Source organism: Embleya sp. NPDC005971 (genome assembly GCF_040629175.1).
GTDB lineage: Bacteria > Actinomycetota > Actinomycetes > Streptomycetales > Streptomycetaceae > Embleya.
On record NZ_JBEXUX010000040.1, the window covers coordinates 65,968 to 83,884 of the forward strand.

At 69.7% G+C, this 17,917-nt stretch carries 29 protein-coding genes; 6 read left to right on the top strand and 23 right to left on the bottom strand.

Features of this window, described 5'->3' with window-relative positions; all coding sequences use genetic code 11:
• Window positions 1–639 precede the first annotated feature (639 nt).
• On the bottom strand, window positions 640–1,089 hold the full coding sequence (locus ABZ374_RS30270; protein ID WP_360316905.1) for a hypothetical protein: 450 nt from the start codon (window positions 1,087–1,089) through the stop codon (window positions 640–642).
• Between the two features lie 205 nt (window positions 1,090–1,294).
• Between ABZ374_RS30270 and ABZ374_RS30275 the strand changes: the two genes are divergently transcribed.
• Window positions 1,295–1,486 (top strand): hypothetical protein, encoded by a 192-nt coding sequence (locus tag ABZ374_RS30275; RefSeq protein ID WP_360316908.1) that lies wholly within the window; start codon window positions 1,295–1,297, stop codon window positions 1,484–1,486.
• A 37-nt stretch (window positions 1,487–1,523) separates the two neighbouring features.
• On the opposite strand, the gene ABZ374_RS30280 is transcribed toward ABZ374_RS30275, so the two are convergent.
• The 12 genes from ABZ374_RS30280 to ABZ374_RS30335 all read right to left on the bottom strand — a co-directional run bounded on the left by ABZ374_RS30280 (window position 1,524) and on the right by ABZ374_RS30335 (window position 7,888).
• The gene (locus ABZ374_RS30280) at window positions 1,524–1,817 is read right to left on the bottom strand and encodes a hypothetical protein (RefSeq protein WP_360316911.1); all 294 of its coding nucleotides are present in this window, start codon (window positions 1,815–1,817) and stop codon (window positions 1,524–1,526) included.
• A 131-nt stretch (window positions 1,818–1,948) separates the two neighbouring features.
• The gene (locus ABZ374_RS30285) at window positions 1,949–2,332 is read right to left on the bottom strand and encodes a hypothetical protein (RefSeq protein WP_360316913.1); all 384 of its coding nucleotides are present in this window, start codon (window positions 2,330–2,332) and stop codon (window positions 1,949–1,951) included.
• Between the two features lie 173 nt (window positions 2,333–2,505).
• Window positions 2,506–2,898 carry a hypothetical protein gene (locus tag ABZ374_RS30290; RefSeq protein ID WP_360316915.1) on the bottom strand — a complete coding sequence of 131 codons (393 nt, stop codon included), beginning with the start codon at window positions 2,896–2,898 and terminating at the stop codon, window positions 2,506–2,508.
• A gap of 164 nt (window positions 2,899–3,062) precedes the next feature.
• Window positions 3,063–3,458 (bottom strand): hypothetical protein, encoded by a 396-nt coding sequence (locus tag ABZ374_RS30295; protein WP_360316918.1) that lies wholly within the window; start codon window positions 3,456–3,458, stop codon window positions 3,063–3,065.
• Between the two features lie 165 nt (window positions 3,459–3,623).
• Window positions 3,624–4,016, bottom strand: a complete 393-nt coding sequence (locus ABZ374_RS30300; RefSeq protein ID WP_360316920.1) for a hypothetical protein — start codon at window positions 4,014–4,016, stop codon at window positions 3,624–3,626.
• Window positions 4,017–4,154: 138 nt separating this feature from the next.
• Window positions 4,155–4,379: a hypothetical protein gene (locus tag ABZ374_RS30305; RefSeq protein ID WP_360316923.1), complete on the bottom strand. Its 225-nt coding sequence runs from the start codon at window positions 4,377–4,379 to the stop codon at window positions 4,155–4,157.
• Between the two features lie 68 nt (window positions 4,380–4,447).
• Complete coding sequence (locus ABZ374_RS30310) at window positions 4,448–5,815, bottom strand: DUF2637 domain-containing protein (RefSeq protein ID WP_360316926.1); 1,368 nt, start codon at window positions 5,813–5,815, stop codon at window positions 4,448–4,450.
• A gap of 162 nt (window positions 5,816–5,977) precedes the next feature.
• A complete protein-coding gene (locus ABZ374_RS30315; protein WP_360316928.1) occupies window positions 5,978–6,307 on the bottom strand; it encodes a hypothetical protein in 330 nt (109 codons plus the stop codon).
• Window positions 6,308–6,360: 53 nt separating this feature from the next.
• A complete protein-coding gene (locus tag ABZ374_RS30320; protein WP_360316931.1) occupies window positions 6,361–6,696 on the bottom strand; it encodes a hypothetical protein in 336 nt (111 codons plus the stop codon).
• Window positions 6,697–6,736: 40 nt separating this feature from the next.
• Window positions 6,737–7,159 carry a hypothetical protein gene (locus ABZ374_RS30325; protein ID WP_360316934.1) on the bottom strand — a complete coding sequence of 141 codons (423 nt, stop codon included), beginning with the start codon at window positions 7,157–7,159 and terminating at the stop codon, window positions 6,737–6,739.
• A 46-nt stretch (window positions 7,160–7,205) separates the two neighbouring features.
• Complete coding sequence (locus ABZ374_RS30330) at window positions 7,206–7,568, bottom strand: hypothetical protein (protein WP_360316936.1); 363 nt, start codon at window positions 7,566–7,568, stop codon at window positions 7,206–7,208.
• Between the two features lie 77 nt (window positions 7,569–7,645).
• Entirely contained in the window at window positions 7,646–7,888 is a 243-nt protein-coding gene (locus ABZ374_RS30335; RefSeq protein ID WP_360316939.1) for a hypothetical protein, read from the bottom strand.
• Window positions 7,889–7,989: 101 nt separating this feature from the next.
• Between ABZ374_RS30335 and ABZ374_RS30340 the strand changes: the two genes are divergently transcribed.
• The 5 genes from ABZ374_RS30340 (at window position 7,990) to ABZ374_RS30360 (ending at window position 10,891) form a co-directional block, all read left to right on the top strand.
• Entirely contained in the window at window positions 7,990–8,346 is a 357-nt protein-coding gene (locus ABZ374_RS30340; RefSeq protein WP_360316941.1) for a hypothetical protein, read from the top strand.
• Between the two features lie 14 nt (window positions 8,347–8,360).
• Window positions 8,361–8,906, top strand: a complete 546-nt coding sequence (locus ABZ374_RS30345) for a GIY-YIG nuclease family protein (RefSeq protein WP_360316944.1) — start codon at window positions 8,361–8,363, stop codon at window positions 8,904–8,906.
• Window positions 8,903–9,847: a DUF5753 domain-containing protein gene (locus ABZ374_RS30350; protein ID WP_360316946.1), complete on the top strand. Its 945-nt coding sequence runs from the start codon at window positions 8,903–8,905 to the stop codon at window positions 9,845–9,847. The genes ABZ374_RS30345 and ABZ374_RS30350 overlap by 4 nt, the downstream gene beginning before the upstream one ends.
• Window positions 9,775–9,960, top strand: a complete 186-nt coding sequence (locus ABZ374_RS30355) for a DUF397 domain-containing protein (RefSeq protein ID WP_360316948.1) — start codon at window positions 9,775–9,777, stop codon at window positions 9,958–9,960. Before ABZ374_RS30350 ends, ABZ374_RS30355 begins: the two co-directional genes overlap by 73 nt.
• 103 nt (window positions 9,961–10,063) lie before the next feature.
• On the top strand, window positions 10,064–10,891 hold the full coding sequence (locus tag ABZ374_RS30360; RefSeq protein WP_360316951.1) for a DUF4238 domain-containing protein: 828 nt from the start codon (window positions 10,064–10,066) through the stop codon (window positions 10,889–10,891).
• Between the two features lie 699 nt (window positions 10,892–11,590).
• Here the strand turns inward: ABZ374_RS30360 and ABZ374_RS30365 are convergent.
• The 10 genes from ABZ374_RS30365 to ABZ374_RS30410 are packed head-to-tail and all read right to left on the bottom strand — an operon-like array spanning window position 11,591 to window position 17,861.
• The gene (locus ABZ374_RS30365; RefSeq protein WP_360316954.1) at window positions 11,591–11,827 is read right to left on the bottom strand and encodes a hypothetical protein; all 237 of its coding nucleotides are present in this window, start codon (window positions 11,825–11,827) and stop codon (window positions 11,591–11,593) included.
• A gap of 8 nt (window positions 11,828–11,835) precedes the next feature.
• The gene (locus ABZ374_RS30370; protein ID WP_360316957.1) at window positions 11,836–12,123 is read right to left on the bottom strand and encodes a hypothetical protein; all 288 of its coding nucleotides are present in this window, start codon (window positions 12,121–12,123) and stop codon (window positions 11,836–11,838) included.
• Between the two features lie 46 nt (window positions 12,124–12,169).
• Window positions 12,170–12,412 carry a hypothetical protein gene (locus ABZ374_RS30375; protein ID WP_360316960.1) on the bottom strand — a complete coding sequence of 81 codons (243 nt, stop codon included), beginning with the start codon at window positions 12,410–12,412 and terminating at the stop codon, window positions 12,170–12,172.
• Window positions 12,409–13,191: a hypothetical protein gene (locus ABZ374_RS30380; protein ID WP_360316963.1), complete on the bottom strand. Its 783-nt coding sequence runs from the start codon at window positions 13,189–13,191 to the stop codon at window positions 12,409–12,411. Before ABZ374_RS30380 ends, ABZ374_RS30375 begins: the two co-directional genes overlap by 4 nt.
• Window positions 13,188–14,132, bottom strand: coding sequence for a hypothetical protein (locus tag ABZ374_RS30385; RefSeq protein WP_360316966.1), 945 nt, complete (start codon window positions 14,130–14,132; stop codon window positions 13,188–13,190). Before ABZ374_RS30385 ends, ABZ374_RS30380 begins: the two co-directional genes overlap by 4 nt.
• The gene (locus tag ABZ374_RS30390; RefSeq protein WP_360316969.1) at window positions 14,129–14,797 is read right to left on the bottom strand and encodes a hypothetical protein; all 669 of its coding nucleotides are present in this window, start codon (window positions 14,795–14,797) and stop codon (window positions 14,129–14,131) included. The genes ABZ374_RS30385 and ABZ374_RS30390 overlap by 4 nt, the downstream gene beginning before the upstream one ends.
• Window positions 14,784–15,668, bottom strand: a complete 885-nt coding sequence (locus ABZ374_RS30395; protein WP_360316971.1) for an AAA family ATPase — start codon at window positions 15,666–15,668, stop codon at window positions 14,784–14,786. The genes ABZ374_RS30390 and ABZ374_RS30395 overlap by 14 nt, the downstream gene beginning before the upstream one ends.
• Before the next feature lie 5 nt (window positions 15,669–15,673).
• Entirely contained in the window at window positions 15,674–16,879 is a 1,206-nt protein-coding gene (locus ABZ374_RS30400; RefSeq protein WP_360316973.1) for an RNA ligase, read from the bottom strand.
• Window positions 16,876–17,691, bottom strand: a complete 816-nt coding sequence (locus tag ABZ374_RS30405) for a tRNA(His) guanylyltransferase Thg1 family protein (protein WP_360316976.1) — start codon at window positions 17,689–17,691, stop codon at window positions 16,876–16,878. The genes ABZ374_RS30400 and ABZ374_RS30405 overlap by 4 nt, the downstream gene beginning before the upstream one ends.
• Window positions 17,688–17,861 (bottom strand): hypothetical protein, encoded by a 174-nt coding sequence (locus ABZ374_RS30410; RefSeq protein ID WP_360316978.1) that lies wholly within the window; start codon window positions 17,859–17,861, stop codon window positions 17,688–17,690. The genes ABZ374_RS30405 and ABZ374_RS30410 overlap by 4 nt, the downstream gene beginning before the upstream one ends.
• Window positions 17,862–17,917: the final 56 nt, after the last annotated feature.

Sequence of the window (17,917 nt, forward strand, 5' to 3'; positions counted from 1 at the left end):
TGCCTGCGCACCGGGAGGTGCGTGTGAAGTTGTCGAGGTCCAGAGATCGGAGACGGCCTGCGGCGGTTTCACCGAAAGAAGTAGCCGGCGGCCTGCGCACCTGGACGTTCACCACCCTAACCGCTGTCCGGAGGGGCGGACACGCAATTTCCGTGCCCGAGCGGTGCGTTGGGGGCGGCCCGTCCGACGCAGCGGCGGCGGTTCGCGCGCGTGCGCGGGGCGGGGGCTGGGGCCCGGGGCAGGGGCAGGGGAAGGGGCAGGGGAATCGCGCGTTACCCCTGACCCCCTGGGCAGCCCCCTCCGCAGCCCCCTGCCCAGGGGGCTGCGGAGGGGGCTCGCCTCGTTCGAGCCGAATGGGGCGGACGGCATGTGACCTGGGCGGACGTCCTGTGGAAGGAATCGGGTGCCCGGTGGGCCGCCGCAGATGTGAGGGGGTTCGGGAGGGGGCTGCGGAGGGGCCTCGGCAGGGGGTTCCCGAGGGGGCTGCGCAGCGGGTTGCGCAGGGCGGTCCCGATCGGCCTCCGGTGGCCTACGGCGTGACGACTCTGCGGCCGAGTACCTGGACGACGGCGTCGGCGCAGTGGTCGGTAAACGCCGCATGCGGGACGTGTGTGCCGAGTTGGACGGAACGTAGGGGGATCAGCGGCGGCCGGGGCCGGCGACGACGGCCGCGGCGAGGGTGCACCAACCGAGGTGCCAAGACTGGTCGAGGGCACCGGCGCCGGTGCCGAGGCAGCCGGCGCTCTGCCCGAGCCGATGGAACTCCCCTTTGCCCAATCGGTTTGCGAGGGCGGCGAGTGGCGTTCGCCTGTCCGCGTAATAGTGCGTGGCGGCCGACACGGCGAGCCCGGCCGCCGCCCGGCGACAGGTCAGGCCGAGGCGGAGGTAGCGGTCGGCGGCGGCGAGTGCGGCGGCCTGGCCGAGGGTGTAGGTGGCCACGTGCGCGGCGCAGGCCGTGGCTCCCTCGCGGCCGGGCTTGCCCTTGGCCATGGCCTGGCCGTGGGTCTGGATCCAGTAGTCGCCGACCTGGTGAGCGCCCAAAAGGACGGCGGCGACGGCGCCGAAGCGGATGGCGGCAGTGGTGGTCACGGGTCTCCTCGGAGCGTGAGCGGACCGGCGAGCACCATGATCGGCGCAGCCATGCCGAGCAGGCGAGGGAACCGCATTTATGCGGTTCCCTCGCATCTTCGTCGTCGGCAGGTGTATGACCACGGCCCGGCACGGGGTCACCCGTTCGGGCGTGCGGTCCGGCTCCTGTGTGGCCGGCGGGCGCCCGTGGACCTGTGCTGGAGGGATGGGAGAGCATCCGATCGTGCGACTGACCGAACGAGTCATGCGGGCCACCGGCCTGGGTCAGGCGGAAGCCGAGGCCCTGGTTCGACAGGCGTGGGACGCAGGCGTGGCGGAGGGCACCCGCCGGATGATGGCCGACCTCGCCGCGGCGCAGCGGGAGGCGGCGGATCTGCGGGCGCAGTTGGGCGAGTAGTCGGTTCTGCGGACGGCGTCGTCGAAGAACAGTCTGCTCAACCGGACGAGTTCGGGGCGTCGCGGCCCTCCGCGTACATGCTGCCGGTGTTGAACCCCTGGGCCCACGAGATCGCCAGCAGACTGCGCAGGAGTCGAGCCGGATTCCCGCTCTTGGCCAGTCCACTCAGCATCTGGTCGACGTCCAGGCTGTCCGATACGGCGCCGGCCACCACCTTGATCGTCTCGGCGTTGACCGGGCCGCCCGAATACATCACTCCCTCCGCGCTGAGCTTGTGGTACTGGAGGGCGATCTTGGCGATGGCTGCGGCCTCGTGCTTCTCGAAGGTCATCCTGGTCCTCATTCGTCTTCGGGTTGGGCAATCGAATGGGCAAGCCGTGCAATCGCGGCGAGGCGATCTCACGTCGGAGTAATGCGCCCGCGTTGCCCGGGGCGCCGGGGTGGGCGGGGTGTGGGTCGCGCTTAGCGGCGGCGCTTGGCGTGGATCCTCTCCAACCTCGCGCCGTACCAGCGGTCCACGCCGTTCTCGTCGTCGTCGGCCGGCTCGTACAGGGCCTTGTTGCGGGACTTGTGCGACCGCAGTGCGCCGTAGGTGGTGCCGAGGGCGTCGGCGGCCTCCTGGAGCGTGTACAGCGTGCCGGGGTCCAGGCCGGTGGTCGCCGGCCGGCCGAGGTGCTCGCGCACGACGCGCTCGACCGCTTCGGCGTCGTACACGAACCACTTGCCGCGCTTGCCCACGGGCTCGGGCCACTCGGAGTGCTGGGTCCAGTCGGTCTGCACGGTACTCAGCGATCGGCCGTACTTCGTGGCGATCTCTGTCGTGGTGAGGCGGGCGTTGTCTACCATGGTGGCGTTGCATCCTTCCGGTCGTCCCAGACGACCCCGTGGGTTGTGGCCATCCCGAGCCGGTGGGGGTTTGCGACGGACCTCGGTCCGTGGGCTTCGGCCCACCCCCGCCGGCTCTTCGCGTTCGCGGGCCCCCGCCGCCCCGGCTCGCGGCCGGGGCGGCGGGGTTCGGATCAGTTGTCGTCGTCCTCCTCGATGTCGATGCCGAGCGACTCGCCCAGGGACAGGGCTGTCACTCCGGAGTAGTGGATGTTGGTCGTGACGGCGGTGATCCGCCACAGCTCGTCCCGGCTGCGTAGGAAGCCGGCGAGCTGCTCGTGAGCGACCAGCCAGTGGGCGATCCCGGTCTGCGCGAGCGCCTTCCCGCCGTCCTCCAGGGGCTGGTCGGCGACCAGTTCCCAGGCCCGCCCGAGGGCGGTGTGCCACGCGTCCACGAAGTGCGGTTCCGCGCGGGGCAGCATGATCGGGATCGGCAGTGCGGCCATGACCGCGATCCACAGGACGTAGACGCGGCGCAGGCGTACCGCCGCGTCGGCCTCCAGTTCACCGAATCCGCTGTCGTCCACGGTGTTCCCCTTTCGAGTTGTCAACCATCCCTGCCGGTGGGGCTTGCGACCCCCTTCCGACATCCCAAGTATGACACGCTCATTTAGAGAAGCGCAACACTCGATTCAGGGTGGATCGCAGCATGGGGAAGCCGCCCCGGCCGGCTGCCGGGGCGGCTTGTGGACTACTCGTCCGCGAGTTCGCTCAGCTCCTCAACGGCCAACCGGGCCCCCGCCATTGCGTATCGAAGGTTCAACAGCGCGCCGGTGAGGCGCCACTCCTCCCCCTCGTCGTCGTTGGCGTGCAGCGCCAGCATGTCCACCGCGACCAGCCAGTGGGTGAGGGCCGACTGCAAGGCGGCCTGCGCGATCTCCGAGGCCCCGATCTGCTCCGGGAGGAGCACCCAGGCCCGGCGCACGGAGAACATCACGTCCTCCAGCGGCGGCTGCGGGTCCCCGTCGACGTCCGGCAGGGTGATCGGGATCGGGAGCAGCGAAGCCGCCAGCTCGATCACCCGGTACACCCCCAGTACCCGCGCCAGGAGGCGCAGGTACTCCCGCGAGTTGTCGTTCTCGTCCATCGGACTTCCCCTTTCGAGTTGTCAACCATCCGGCGCCGGTGGGGGCTTGCGACCCCCTCCGACACCTCAAGTATGACACACTTATTTAGGGAAGTGCAACACATCGGGATGGATGAATCCTGGGAGGGTTCGCCGCCCCGGCCGGCTGCCGGGGCGGCGAGTGGACTACTCGTCAGCCAGGTCCATCAGGGCCTCCGCCGCGAAGTCGGCGGCCCTTTCGGCGGATCCGAGGTTGAGCAGCGTTCCCGCGACCGTCCACCTGTCACCGGTGTGGGTGAACCTGGCGATCAGGTCCATGGCCACCAGCCAGTGGGTGATCGCGGTCTGCAACGCCGCCCTGACGATCTCCGGGGTCAACACCTGCTCCGGAACGATCATCCACGCCCTTTCGGTCGCGGCGACCATGTCCTCGATGCGCGGCGCCTCACCCTCGACGAGGCTGGGCGCCACGATCGGCAGGGGCAGCATCCCCAGAACGGTGACGATGATCTCGTACACCCGCAGGAGTTCGAGGCCCAGGTTCTGGGCCTCCTCCCCCATGTAGTCGTCGTTGTCCACGACTTCCCCTTTCGAGTTGTCAACCATCCCTGTCGGTGGGGGCTTGCGACCCCCTCCGACACCTCAAGTATGACACACTTATTTAGAGAAGTGCAACAGTCTTTCGTGAGTGATCCGGCTCGGCCGTCACTCGTCCACTCACGGGCGCTCCAAGCCCACCAGGTCCCCCGCCCCGTCGATCAACGCCACCAGCCTCGTACCCGGCAGCGTCCGCACGTTCAGCCCCAAGTGCTCCACCAGCGGCAGCACCCTCGCGAGCGGCTCCGTCATGGGGTCCTTGTGGTCACGATCGGGCGTCGTGAACTCCACCCGATCCCCCACCACCAGCAACACCGTCACGGGCATGCGCACGGTCTCGAACACGATTCCTCCATCTCGTCGACCCGGCGCGGCCACGACGGCCGCGCCGGCCCCTCATCCGACACCGGGCGTCAACGCCCGGCGCCGGCCAACTCCAACTGCTCCCGCTTGCGCGGAAGCTTCGGAAAGTCCCGGCCGACCAGCGTCCGCTTCTTCTGCGCCTGCTGCCGACTCGCCCCCAGACCCACCGCGCGCAACGCGACCTGGATCTCGCTCTCCTCCGGCCACCGCCCGCCGGCCGACCACAGGTCGTACACCACCCGCTCCGGCGTGCCCACCGGATACGGGCCGGCATCCGCGGCAGGACGGGTCGCGGCCTCCGCGGCCACCTCGGCGGCGGCCTCCGCGGTCCGCGCGTGCGACAGGGCCGCGGCCACCAGCCGCTCCACCTCCCGCGCCGCGGCGGCACGTTCCTCGACCTCCAGCCGTTTCGCCGCGCCGACGTCGACCAGGTGCCCGGAGACCCGGTCGACCGCACCGGCGGCAGCGTCCGCCGCCCGCCGCGCCACGACCGTGGCATCACGAGCGGCGACCTCGGCCGCCTCGGCCACCGCCGCCACGGCCCCGTCCGCGAGGTGTTCCGCCCGCGCCACGTGTCCGCCCACCTCCCGCGCGCACCGCGCCACCTCGGCGGCCTCGACCGCCACACCCTCACGGGCCTGCGCCACGACCGTGGCGTCACGCGCCACGTGCTTCGCAGCCGTCCCCACACGATCGAGCACGTCGGCCGCCTCCGCGTGCGCCGACGCCACCACCTGGGCCGCGCGCTCCGCCGCCCCCAACGCGGTATCGGCCGCGCGCTCCGCCCGCTCCACGACCGCGCCCACTTCGAGGGCTGCCACGCCGGCCGCCTCCTTCGCCACGGCCTTCACATCGACGCCGACCGCCTCCCGGGCCCGCTCGACCAGGGCGAGGCTCTCCCGGGCCCGGTCCGCCGCCCCCACCGCCAACGCCACCGCACGCTCGACCGAGGCGAGCTGCGCGCCGGTGGGCACGGCATCGGGCTCCGGCAACAACCGCACCAGAAGCTCGGTCGCCACCAGTTGGGCGAGCGGCGGGGTCACCGCGATCGCCACACCCAGGCCCGTACCGTCGCTGTGCGCCACGTTGAACGCCAGGCTCACGCCGGCGGACCCCGCGACCACGCACCAATACGGCCCGACCGCGCGACCGGACCGCTTCGCCATCACCACACCCACCGTGCCGGTCATCGCGCCACCGTCCACCATCACCGCGAACATCCACGCGATATCGGCCCCCACACCGTGCTCCGTCGCGATCGCAGTCAACGCCGCGAACGACAACCGGAACGCCAGGAACCCCAGGAAGGCATCGGCGGCACACGCCGCGGCAACGGGAAGCCACTGCCCGTGGCGCCACCGCCCTGCACGCGTGGCGCCCGCGCCATCGGTGTGGCTAGGGTCTTGTTCTTGGGACATCGGAGTGCACACTCCCGTGTCTTTGGGGCCCCGGCCGGCGACCTCGAATTCGACCGACCCGGGGCCCTGCTCATGTCTGTGATCCCCCCGGGCACCCACGCCACGGACCGTGGCACGGCCCCGAACGGGGCGGGCAACAGGACGACTCTCGAACGACGCGACCTACGCGTCGGGCCACGCCGGCGCGATCCGGACGACCCGACCGCCACGGACGACCAACCGCCACACACCCATGTAGTTCAGACCCTCCAGGTAGCCGCCGAAGGTGCGGCCGGGAACGGCGCACGCCTCGACCATCAGCGCCAGACCCTCGGTCACGTAGTAGCCGTGCTCGGCGCCGGCGGACTCGAAGCCCACCCCCACACCCTCGTCGACCACCACCCGCACCTCGTCCGCACCCACACCGTCCACCCGACGAACCCGCGCGGTCTCACGCGCACTCAACGGCGGGTCGATCGTGATCCGACCGGTGTAGTCGTCCGTGTGCCCCATCTCGTCCTCCCCTCCTCGCCAAGCAACGTCCATGGCACCGACACTCGGCCCGCTCACACCCGGCCCCCCGCCGCAGGCAGGAACGCACAGTCCGCCCACGCCGCCTCGATCCGCGCCACGTGCGTCAACGGATAGGCGTACACCGACCGCCACGCCCCGTTGTGCCACTCCCTCACGCACTCCGGCTCCGCACCCGTCCGCGCCCGGTAGGCGTCCGCCGCAAGCCGGCCCACCGTCGGCGACCACCGCGCCCGCCACTCCCCCGACGCGCCAGCCGCACGCAGGTACGCGTCCACCGTCACCATGCCCGGCGGACAACCCGGCTCCCCCAACAACCCGTCCGCCAGAGCCCCCAACACCAGGCCCAGCGTCCTCAGAATCCGCCCCATCACCCTCTCCTCCATCTCCCGAACGGTTGTACGCCCCGGTTCACTTCGGCGCAGGAATCGGCGCCACGGCCGCGCCCTCCACGAACACCCCGTCACGAAGCCGATCGGCCGTGACGATCTCCCCGCCGTCCGCCGGCACGATCGACACGGCGCTCTTCTCGACCGGACCCACCACCACGCCGCGCCGAAGCGCACCCGTGCCGGCGTCGGTCCACTCCACCCACGACGCCGGCGCGAACGCCGTGGCCGACGGACGCGGGACCGTCGGCCGGCCCCCGCTCGCCGTGTGGCCGTGCGTAAGGCGCCACTTCTTCGCGCGGAGGGCCTCGATCGCCGGCGGGTAGCCGTCGTTCGCCTCCAACTCGTCGGCGTAGGCGGCCTGTTCGGCGTGGATCGCGGCCAGGTACTTCTTCGTGTGCACGGCCTGGATCTTCGGGCCGTTCCCCCGGGTCTCGATGACCACGAAGGAACGCCCCACTACATACCGGAACGTCGTCCGGATGATGCACTCACTCGACACGGAACCCACCCACCTCGCACGCATCCACCAGGAACAACACCCACTCGTCCCAACGCCCGTACACACCGCGCGCGGACGCCCGGTCCATGGGCGACGCCATCGAGTAGGCCAGCAGCGCCGCCGAGATCTCGCGCGGCGTCACCAACCAGCCGCCGTTCGCCGACAGCTTGTGCGCGGGGATGCCCACGGGCAGGGGCGCCTCGCCCCACTCGTCCACGCCGTCCGGGGACGGCACGACCATGCCCAGGTCCGACATGGCGCCGCGCACGGCGGCCATGTTCTCGCCCGCCATGCTGAACCAGCCCTCGTCCGAACGCCCGGCCGGCTCCACCATCAACAGGTCGTAGGACATGTGCTTCCCCTTCGAGAATGCGGATCGGACGAGGACTCGGAAGCCCGGGGCGGTCGTACCGCCCCGGGCGGGGTCGGTCAGCCGAGGTGCGCCGGCCGAATGGACTCCCTGCGCACGCAGCGCAACTGCGCCGACTCGCCCCACGGGTCCACCAGCTCGTACCGCGTGTCGCTACCACCCCGCGCGAAGTGCCGGAGGCAGGAACGGCAGTAGCACGGGACGGCCTCGTAGAAGCCGTGGAACTCCGGCTTCGAACCCGCATACACGACCAAGTCGTAAGGCTCGATCAGGTCGGCGGAGCGGAACAGGGTGTCGGACATGGCGGGCCCCTTCGGTCGGCATCACCGGGTGCTTCGGATCCCAGTCTATGACAAGTAGCTTGTTCAAGCTAGATTGTTCACACGACTTGTCAGGAGAACCCGTGAAGCGTAGCGTCGGCACAACAGAGGGCGGCATGGACAACGAGATTGAACAAGTTGCCCATGCGAAGATCACCTGCATGAAACGCGACTACAGCCCCTCACCCGAGTTGCAGGCCGCACTGCGCAACTTCGAGAAGGCCCAGAAGGTGTTCGACCAGGCGCGTGAACACCTGCGGGCCGCCTGCGCCGAGGACCTGAGACTGCCGGACGTCACAACCCGCGACGTGGAGCAGTTCGTGCCGTGGTCCTACGAGACCCTGCGCGGCATCGCCAACGAGTACGGCGTCCCACTCAAGCGCGCCGCAACCGTCAAATCGATCAAAGCAGACCCAGCCGGGGACCCACCCTCCGGCTGACCGGAAGGATGTCCATGGTCGTCCACCAGGGCCGCACAGCGGTCTACCGCCTCTCCGACGGGAAGAGCAGGCTCCTGTACGTCGGCATCACGAACAACCTCACGGCACGTTGGGCTCAGCACGCCAGCGACCAGCCCTGGTGGTCCACAGTGGCGATGCGCGAGGTCGAGTGGCTCCCCACCCGCGAGGCGGCACGGGATGCCGAAGTCGCAGCCATCAGTAGCGAGTCGCCGCTGTGGAACGCCACCTGCGGGCACTCCCCTCAGGCACCGGTCGTACTCCCGGCTCGGGCGGCCCGACAGTGGGTACCTCCGACACGCCTGATCGAGCAGGTCGCCGCATTCCGAGCCGTCGAACGCGACTTCACCGAGATTCGGGCCGATCTCGAAGCCGTGATCATCGACGAGATCAGGGCGGGAGTGTCCGCTGACCGCGTGGCGCCGCACACGCCCTGGTCCAGCCAAACCCTCCGCAACCTGGCCGGAGACAAGAAGGTTCCGCGTCAGCGAAAGCCAACGGTCAAGTCGCTCCGCGCACCCCGGACGGAGGCCACGTCATGACCCGCACCCACACCCCCGGCAATCCCGCCCTGGTCGCCGCGCGGCTGGCCATGGGCTGGTACTCGCAGGCCGAGTTCGCCGCGGCGTTCGAGGAGGCTGCGAGCGTCCTCGGTCACCCCGTCGGTCTCTCGGTGCGGAACATCCGCCGGTGGGAGTCGGCGAACCCGCCTCGGCCCACCGCGGTCTACCAGCACGTCCTGGAGGCGATGTTCGGGCGCAGGCTCGCCGAACTCGGCTTCCGGCCGTTGGACTTCGAGACGGAGGCCGAGGAGGGCGACCGCGGTGAGGGTATGCGGGACCTCCTGAACGGCGTGCCGGACCGGTTGCGCCGGCTCATGCGCCTGGAGGAGAGCGCGTTGAGCGTGTTCGGCTACGAGACGCTCCGGTTCCCGGGCGTGCTCCAGTCGCCGCGGTGCGCGCTGGCAACGATCCACATGCACGAGCCGGGCCTGTCGCCGGCGGTGGCTGCGGAGCGGTTGCGGATTCGTCTGGCACGCGCGGCGGACTTCGCGGAGCGGGGCGTGCCGGCCTGGTTCGTGGTGTCGGAGGCGGCGCTCTACCATCCGATCGGTGGTCTGCCGGTGTTGGCGGAGCAGCTCGGGCACGTACTGTCGATGGCGTCGCGGTGGCCGCTGCTCCGGTTTCAGGTGTTGCCGTTGACGTCGCCGTTCACGGTGTCGTCTCCGATGATGATGATGGAGACTGAGCCGGGGTACTTCGCGGCGTGGCTGGAGCAGTTGACGGGGTCTCAGTTGGTCGACGGGCCCGACGACATCGGCGTGTTCCGGGCGTCGTTCGATCGGCTGGTGGAGGCTGCGCTGTCGCCGGAGGCGTCCCTGGAGTTGGTCGATTTGCGGAGGCGGGACGTATGTACGGCACTGGAGATGAGCGCGTACCGGGGTGGCGGAAGTCCAGCCACAGCGGGAACGACGCCTGTGTAGAGGTAGCGCGCCTGGGTGCCGAGGTGGGTGTGCGGGACAGCAAGGACATGCGGTCGCCGGTGATTGCTGTACCGGCGGTTGCATGGGCGATGCTTGCCAGCCGCCTGGGCTGAGTGTTTCGAAGGGGCCTCCGCGGCCGAGTTGCGGAGGCCCTTCCGCATGTGCCCCTCAAGGAATTCACCCACACTCGCGCTCTGCTCGTGGGATCGTCCGATCATGTCGGGCAAGAAGCAGCACTACCTGCCGGCCGCACTCATCGGCGGGTTCGGCCGCCTGGGCCCGGACCGCAGGGCGCGCAACGCGGTCGTCGTGTATCGAACGCAGGACGGGTCCGAGGTCTTGGAGTCCTCTGCCTCCGGCATCGGCTACAGCAAACGTATGTATCGACTCAAGCAGCCTGCGCCCGGGATGGATCCCGATCGGGTCGAGCACGTGTGGCGCATTGTCGAGCCGTACCTTCCGAAGGCGATCGAACGAGCGGCCTCGGGCTGCGAAACGGAACAGGATCGACGTGTCCTCGTCGAGCACGCCGCCGCCCTGGGTGTGCGTCACCCCGGGTTCGAGGCGTCGAACAACGCAGTCCGCACCGCACGGGGCCTGCCGCCGCTCCATGGCGACCTGGTCCACGCGGCCCGCATCCATCAGTTGTTGCATAACCAGCGAGCCCTGCGCATGCACCGGTGGCGATTCCTGCACAGTCCGCCCCAGGCGCGCCGGTTCATCCTGAACGATCGTGGATACGGGCAGGTGTTCGTTGTCGACGACGCGGGACGTCAGCACGGCGGTACTTTTCTGCCGCTGCATCCGCGCCTTGCGCTTCTGGGTTGGATCGCCCCGAGTGCCGGCGGGTTCGATCATCGGTACCTGCGGCCGAACTGGGTCCGATCGCTCAATGCCGTCACCTGGGCCCACTCGCGGAGGTTCGTCGTGGCCCACCCCGACGATGCCGCGATGCTGCGCGGGCAGCGCTCGCCCGCCCGAGCCCAACCATTCACTGCGAGTGCGTTCCTCGGATCCGAGCAGTCACTGTTCGACGACACCTGACGAGCGACCGCCCCGATCGGACCTTCCCAGGTGCGTCAAAGGGATGTCCCGACCCAAGCCGAGGACGCCACTCACCTCCTGACGTCCGTCACATCTCATCGACGACCGCGAGCAGTTCGGTGACGTCGATGTCCGACTCCCGACCCCAGGCAATGATCCGGGCCCGCGCTGGCGCCATCCGGACGGCGTTCCTCGCGCGCCGCTCCTCGCGCGTGAGGAACGCCGTCTCGTCGGATCGCCAGCCACAGCGCCCAGCCGGCGAGGTAGGCGTCGTGGTCGGGGTACGCGTACCGGTCCGGCCCTGTGCTGCGCTCGGCGAGCTGATCGAGGGAGTAGGGGTGGTCCTGGTCGGCGTGCTCCTCGTCGTAGCCCCAGGGCACGCGGCAGCCGAATCCATGGCGTCGACAGGCGATTTGGAGCCGTCCGAGGGCGTCGAAGGCCACGTCCGTCACGATTGCTCTGGCGGGTTTACGGGTGTCTCGATGGTCGCCCGGCGCGCGACCGGGCAGCGCGCGGCGTGGATCAGCGCGTTCGCGTAGACGATGATCCAGAGGCGGTTCCTGAGGTCCCCGCCGTCGATATCGCACCGGCGCCCGGGGATCGTCCACTCCCACGGAGCACTCGCCCAATCACCGTTCTCGGGCTCATCCTTGAAGATCCAGGGTCGGGGCCGCCCTGCGGCGCGAGCGGGCCGCCCGGTCACGCGTCGCTCTTCGGTTCGATACCGTGGCTGACGACCTTCCGAGCCACCCGGGGTAGCCAGAACAGCACGGACACGGTCACGGTGATGGGCCAGAAGAACCCGAACGCGAGCGCGTCGTCCAGGGCGTAGGGGTAGATCCCGGAGGCGAGTTCTCGTCTGTATCGGAAGCGTGCCACACAGATCGCCACGAGGATGTACGTGGTGATCGAGCCGACCACGACGGCGGCCGTCACGAGGACAGTCATACGCTCGGCGAGGCGTCGGGGGCTGAGTGGCTCGGCCCGGAGTTTCGTTCGATGGCCACCGCCACTGCGGTCGCGGTGATCCGGGCGAGGTTGTCGATCCTGTTGAGGGCGCCGTCGTTCACGGACCGCAGCGTGGTCGCCGGGTCGCCCGTCGGCGAGATGCGGGCCCAGGCCGCGAGGACGGCCTCGATCAGGTCGACGCGGACTCCGGGGCCGTGTGACGGGTAGGCGTAGCCGTCCTGCATGTCGTTGCCGTGGTCGAGGGGCGGGTTGGTGCTGCTCATGTGATTCGAGTCTCCGAGTCGTCGTGGTCGGTGTGTTCGGTCGGGGTCATCGACGGCCCCTCACCTCGGTGGGCTTGTCCAGTACTGCCGATACGGCCTCGACGAGTTGCGACCGGATCGCTCCCCGTACCCGCTCTTCGGCAATGTGGAGGGCTGGGTCGGCCTGCACCGGCGTCACGGACGCAACGCCTTTGATCATGCGCAGTGCCACCAGGACGCCGTCCTCGGCGTCGTCCTCGCGGATGTCGCGGTCAAGGGTGATCAGGTAGCCGGCGTGGCGCTCAGTCACCGTGTGCCTTCCTGCTCATCGAGACGGAGGGCCTTGCGGATCCGCTGCTCCCAGTCGGGGGCGACGATGTCCAAGACGGAGAGTCCGTGGCCGAACCTCCAGGCACGCGGGTTCTCGGGAAGCACCTCAAGGTGACCCTTCTGGGCCCTGAGGCCCCTCATGGCGGCGGCCCACTGCTCCTCGTCCGGCAGGTCGTACCAGGCTTCCCCTGCGTCGTCGTCCTCGGCCCGCTCGGGAGGCGGCTCCCAGCCGGCGATGTACAAGTTCGGAAACGAGTCGCTGACGGAGAACGACATCACGACGGGTTCGTCGTTCCGCGCCAGGAGCAGGCCGGCGACGTCTTCCCATCCCGCCCCCGGCCGGTAGAGATCCGCTTCGAGGCCGCCTTGCACGATTTCCGCCAGCCATGCGCGATTGGGCCCGTCGACCCAGGCGTGGAGTTCGCACTGCCCGTGGATGCGCGCGGCCAGGCGCACCTGCTCGTTGCCCAGCGCGATTGCGGTGTTGAGGGCGAGCGAGAAGGTGCTGATCGGGTGGCCCTCGTACTCGACCGCGTCGTCCCCGACAGCGAATGCCGTTGCGTAGGACGACTCCCAGCTCCGTGTGGCAACGTTGTGCAGATAGTGCCCTGTGGGCAGGAGGGTGGTGAGGTGCTCGCGGTTGAAGCGCGTGTTCAGGGCGCCGAGGGCGATGTGCTCGACGAGGCCGGCGCACCATGCCCTCTCGGTTCCGTACAACTCGGCTTCGCCCGAGGGGCTGTGGAAGTAGACGCGGCTCACTGTCCACCCCCGTCGACCGTCAGGTCGGATGCGTCGTCGGGAACCGTGCCGGGGTTCACGAACCCGCCGACATATGCCTCGCCCGATACGACTCCGACTCCGGACACGCCCATGAACGTCGGGGCCCAGCCCTCGCCGACGAACCGTCTGGCGACGTCGCGGGAGAGCCTCTTCCAGCCGCGTTCGGGCAGCGTCATCCACTCGGCCAACTCGTCGGCCGACACGAACACGGGTGATATGGGCGACCCTTCGGATACGGTCTCCCACAACTGCCAGCCATCGCCCTGGGGCGGCTCGGTCCACTCCCACGCTTCGGCCTCGGCGCGCTGCCCGGGGTACTTCTCCATCGTGGCGTGGCCTTCGCACGTGCGGCAGGTGTCGTCGAAGCCGTCGCGTTCACAGCGGGCGCCGATCACGATGTGGGCGTTGATGCCGTCGTGTCCGAAACCGATCAGGGACCATTCGTTGACCTGTTCGGCGGTCGGCCTCACCGGGGGTTCGATCCTCCTTTGCCGACGCGCCTCGGGATCCCACGTGTGCGTCAGATCCATCAGTCGACCGCCCTCGATCAACAGGTCGACGTCGGTCTGTGACAGGTGGTGGCTCCACATGCCGTTCCACAGGTCCGCGAGCCGTTGCGCCTCACGGACCACGGCGAACTCGCCGGTGCCGTAGTAGGAGGGCGATTGGGCGATGTTGCGTTCGGCGAATGCCCGCACCGCCGGGGTGTCGGGGCGCAGCGGAGTCGAGCCGGTGCTCGTCGGATCGAACGGCACGTGGCCGTACCACAGGCCGTAGAGGTATTCGGCGTGCGGTGATCGGCCGCTCTTGCAGTCCGGGCAGGAGTCCTCCACGAGCCTTTCGGGGGTGATGTAGCCGCCCCACACCTTCTCCAGCGGCCAGTCGAAGTCGAGCGGAACGCGGCGTACTTCGCGACTCATGAGGCGATCCTGTTCGGGGTGGGTGGTGTGCCGCCGTGCATGCGTGTGCCGAGGCCGATCCATTCGGATCGCGGCCATTCGGATCGGCATCGGCGGCATCGGATGAAGTCCATCCAGGGGTCGGCGTACAGGCGCGTGCCGCACTCCTGGTCGTCGTCGGGCCCGGGGCAGTCGCCGATGTACTTGGCGTCGCTGCGCGCGCCGCAGGCGGCCTTGCAGCGTGCGACGAGTTCGCCGATCTCGCCCGCGAACTCGCCGATGGCCGGGTGTTGACGGCACGCCCACCCGAGGTTGTTGCGCAGGAACCGCACGGCCCCGTCCAGGGTTTCCTCGGCACGGCCGCGGGCGCGGGCGGGTTGCCAGCCGTAGAGGCGGCGCCAGTCGTCCTCCCAGTCGGTGAGGATCGTGACCATGCCTCCGGGCGCCCGGAGGTTCAGCGCTTCGAGCCGGACGGGCAGCGGCGGGGTGCGCGTTCCGGACACCGGCGTGCTGTCGGCCTGGGCCCCGGGGAGGAGAGCGTCGGCGAGTGCGTCGTAGTGGCCGGGGAGGGATTCGAGTTGCCCGTCGAGCCGGAGTTCGCAGCGGCGGCAGGCCACGCGGTCGAGCTGGTCGCCGTGCAAGGCGTAGCCACAGACGGCGCAGGTGGGTGCATCAGAAGGATCCATAGTTGACCTGCCAGGTGGGGATGCCCATGCGCCGCCACAGCGCCACCACGCGATCGCGGTCATCCAGGGTGAAGCGCACGGCGAACCGGTTGCGCACGTGCTTGTCGAACAGCTCGGCTTTGACGATGTCGTCCCGCCGCGTGTCGCCCACCGGCCGCATCCACAACTCGTCGTAGGCGACTCCGTGGGCGGCGAGCCACGCGACGGTCTCCGGGCGGTACTCGGAGCCGCGCCCGGAAAGCAGGACGACGATGTGATTGGCCCGGTCATGCAGGGCGAGTTCGTCGGCGACCGCCTTGTTGAGGGCGTCTTCTCCACACCGGCTGAAGTCGTAGGGGCCGCGGTTGCCCTCGTTGAGGGCGAGGGTGCCGTCGATGTCGCACATGACCGCTGTCGGGAGGCGGTCGTCGCGGATGTACGGGGCGGGCACGACGTGGTCGTTCATCCACTCGTCGGTGAGCCGCCAGCCGTTGCGGGTGGCTTTGATGTGCGCGGCGTAGAGGCGACGGATGACGTACTCACCGACGGGCGCCTCGCGTTCGGCGTCGCGTCGGATGCAGTCCACGAGGGGCACGTCCAGGTCGTGCACGACGAACGCGGCCGTATGGAATGTGTTCTTGTAGCGGGTGGGCAGGTACGGGGTGAGGTGGGTGTTGTCCAGGATGACGTCTTCGCCGGCGGCGAGAGCGGCGCCGGCCGAGGCGATCATCGCCGCGACGGCGTGCTTCTCCACGTCGCGGGTCCAGGCGCCGCCGGTGATGCCCATCATGGCCCGGTAGTCGTCGAGGTTGAACCGCAGCCCGTCGAGGGTGCGGGCGAGGGTGGTCTTGCCCGAGGCGGGTAGACCGGTCGTGAGGTGAACGGTGGGCACGAGGGTCACTCCTGCGGGTCGGCCGCGGTGAACGGGAGTGCGCCGCTGGGGCGCACCTGTTTCCAGGCGAGCGGGCGGATGTCCCGGTCGTCGAGGAGCATGAACAGGGCCGCGCGGTAGGGGGAGTCCTTGGCGCGGTCGGCGAAGGTCCGGCGGTCGGGGCAGGTTCCGATGGCCGTGTAGGCCGCGACCGCGTTGCGGATCCAGGCGTCGGCCTGGGCGGTCAGCCGGTCGGCCACGCCGTGCACCCAGTCGCGGAACTCGTCGGGGATGCGGTCGAAGAGTTCGCCGATGTCGCGGCCGGCGGCGAGGGCTTCCCAGATCGTGCGTTCGCTGGTGCCGGTGTACAGCTTGTGCAGGGCCAGGTAGTCCGCGAACTTGATCTTCGCGCGCAGGCCGGACGCGAACCGGACGACGAAGCCCTCTGCTGCGATGCCGGACACGACATCGCCCTTAACGGTCTGGTTGGCGGCGGCCATCGCCTCCAGGCCGCCGAGGTAGCCGGTGGTGCCCCAGGACCGCACGACGGAGCCGATGCGTGCCCAGTGCGGCGCGACGTCCGCAAGGGCCGGTTCGGTGCCGTCCGTCGGCCGGTAGGCGCCGAGGAGAACCAGGTCCTTGCGGTCGCCGTAGTCGACGACGATGCGGTTCTCCGGATAGATGATCTCGGCGAGGTAGGTGATGTCGGGGTCGAGGTCGCAGGTGTCGGCGGTGTCGATGTGGGCCTGTGCCCACAGGGCTTGTGTCGATGCGAACGAGCCCTTCGTGGCGACGTGCCAGCGCCCGGCGTAGTGGAAGGTGATCGCGAGTGAACCATCCGCTTTGTCGTAGACCTCGAACGGCCGGCCGGCGGGAAGCGGCGGGGCGAACTCATGGCCCTGGCCGTGCATCGACACGAGAAAAATCTTCGGGAACGGGAGGGCGACGATTCGCCCGTCGTCGTCGGCGACCAGTCCGCGGCAGCGCATCGTGACCGGGTTCCAACGGTTCTCGAACTGGCACGTCGGAGCGTAGGTGTAGATGGCGAGGGGAAGTTCCGGGTGGGGCTTGCGCGTGACGTACCCGCTGGCGATCTCCGCTTCGAGGTCCGCGAGCGGGAACAGGTCGGACAGGTGCAGAGGCGACAGGGTCACCGGGGTCGGTGCTCCCGCCTTCCCGAACGCCTGGGCCGGGCCGACGAACACGTCGGCGGGATCGTGTCGCGAGCTCACTGTCGTACCTCCGTCGTCGTGTTCTGCGCCGGGGCGCTCGGGTCGAACCGCGGTGCCTCGGGAATGGCCTCGGCGAGGAACCCGTTCGGCTCGGTGGTGAAGTGCGGCGCGGCGGCCGTCTCCCACCAGGAGTGCGCCGCGGTCTCGGTGTGTGTCTCGCCGGTCCGCTTGTGCGTCCAGGTGACCTCGCGCTCTCCCGTGTGGCGGTCGGTCAGACGGCCGCGTTTCGCCCCGTCGGGGTAGTCGGTCCAGTTGATGCCGTGCCGGGACCACAGGAGTTCCTGCATCTGCTTGGCGTTGACGCCGTGGAGCTGCTTGTGCGGGATCCGGGCCTGCGCGGCCATGGAGATGCTGTTGCGGACCGCGTCGCGTTGGCGCCAGATCAGGTAGTTCGCCACTTCGACGGCGTTCGGCAGCGTGAATACGCGGGCGTCGAACATGACCCGCTTCCCGGGTCGGGCGGCGTTCAGCGCCGCGGTGGCGCACGCGGCGGCGATGGAGACCTGCTTGGCGAGGACTCCCCCGAACCAGGGCTGCGTGTGCTCGGAGCCGAAGTCGGTGTACAGGACGGAGATTTCGTCGGACTGGGTGTAGGCGAGGACGGCGCCGGAGACCTCGGCGCACAGGGCCTCGGCGACGGTATCCATGTGGCGCATGAACTGCTCGTCGAACGGCCGGTCTGCGCCGCGCAGGTACGAGTGCCCGCTGCGGATGTCGACCCGCAGCACGGTGTAGGTGCGCGGAGGAAGTACGGCGCGGGTCGCGGTCTCGTAGCGTTTCATCCGGTCGCCCAGGCCGGTGGAGTCGCTCACGTCAGCACATCCAGGACGTCGTCGATCGCGTCGATCAGCAGGCGCCACGACCAGATCAGGCAGGCCGCGCCCAGACCCGCCAAGGCGGCCAGGGTGGGCCGGTCGGTGAGGTGGACGACGATCGCGCCGGTGAGGGTGCCGACCAAGGCGCCGAGTGCGAAGCGCAGCACGGGTTTCTCCAATGCGGACAAAGGGTTCGGGTGTCGGGGGTAGCGTGGGCGGCGGC

Coding starts and splice junctions, on each gene's coding strand:
- ABZ374_RS30275 (WP_360316908.1), top strand. CDS start 1,295: ATGGGAGAGCATCCGATCGTGCGACTGACCGAACGAGTCATGCGGGCC.
- ABZ374_RS30280 (WP_360316911.1), bottom strand. CDS start 1,817: ATGACCTTCGAGAAGCACGAGGCCGCAGCCATCGCCAAGATCGCCCTC.
- ABZ374_RS30285 (WP_360316913.1), bottom strand. CDS start 2,332: ATGGTAGACAACGCCCGCCTCACCACGACAGAGATCGCCACGAAGTAC.
- ABZ374_RS30295 (WP_360316918.1), bottom strand. CDS start 3,458: ATGGACGAGAACGACAACTCGCGGGAGTACCTGCGCCTCCTGGCGCGG.
- ABZ374_RS30310 (WP_360316926.1), bottom strand. CDS start 5,815: ATGTCCCAAGAACAAGACCCTAGCCACACCGATGGCGCGGGCGCCACG.
- ABZ374_RS30315 (WP_360316928.1), bottom strand. CDS start 6,307: ATGGGGCACACGGACGACTACACCGGTCGGATCACGATCGACCCGCCG.
- ABZ374_RS30320 (WP_360316931.1), bottom strand. CDS start 6,696: ATGGGGCGGATTCTGAGGACGCTGGGCCTGGTGTTGGGGGCTCTGGCG.
- ABZ374_RS30330 (WP_360316936.1), bottom strand. CDS start 7,568: ATGTCCTACGACCTGTTGATGGTGGAGCCGGCCGGGCGTTCGGACGAG.
- ABZ374_RS30335 (WP_360316939.1), bottom strand. CDS start 7,888: ATGTCCGACACCCTGTTCCGCTCCGCCGACCTGATCGAGCCTTACGAC.
- ABZ374_RS30345 (WP_360316944.1), top strand. CDS start 8,361: ATGGTCGTCCACCAGGGCCGCACAGCGGTCTACCGCCTCTCCGACGGG.
- ABZ374_RS30350 (WP_360316946.1), top strand. CDS start 8,903: ATGACCCGCACCCACACCCCCGGCAATCCCGCCCTGGTCGCCGCGCGG.
- ABZ374_RS30355 (WP_360316948.1), top strand. CDS start 9,775: ATGTACGGCACTGGAGATGAGCGCGTACCGGGGTGGCGGAAGTCCAGC.
- ABZ374_RS30360 (WP_360316951.1), top strand. CDS start 10,064: ATGTCGGGCAAGAAGCAGCACTACCTGCCGGCCGCACTCATCGGCGGG.
- ABZ374_RS30370 (WP_360316957.1), bottom strand. CDS start 12,123: ATGAGCAGCACCAACCCGCCCCTCGACCACGGCAACGACATGCAGGAC.
- ABZ374_RS30385 (WP_360316966.1), bottom strand. CDS start 14,132: ATGAGTCGCGAAGTACGCCGCGTTCCGCTCGACTTCGACTGGCCGCTG.
- ABZ374_RS30390 (WP_360316969.1), bottom strand. CDS start 14,797: ATGGATCCTTCTGATGCACCCACCTGCGCCGTCTGTGGCTACGCCTTG.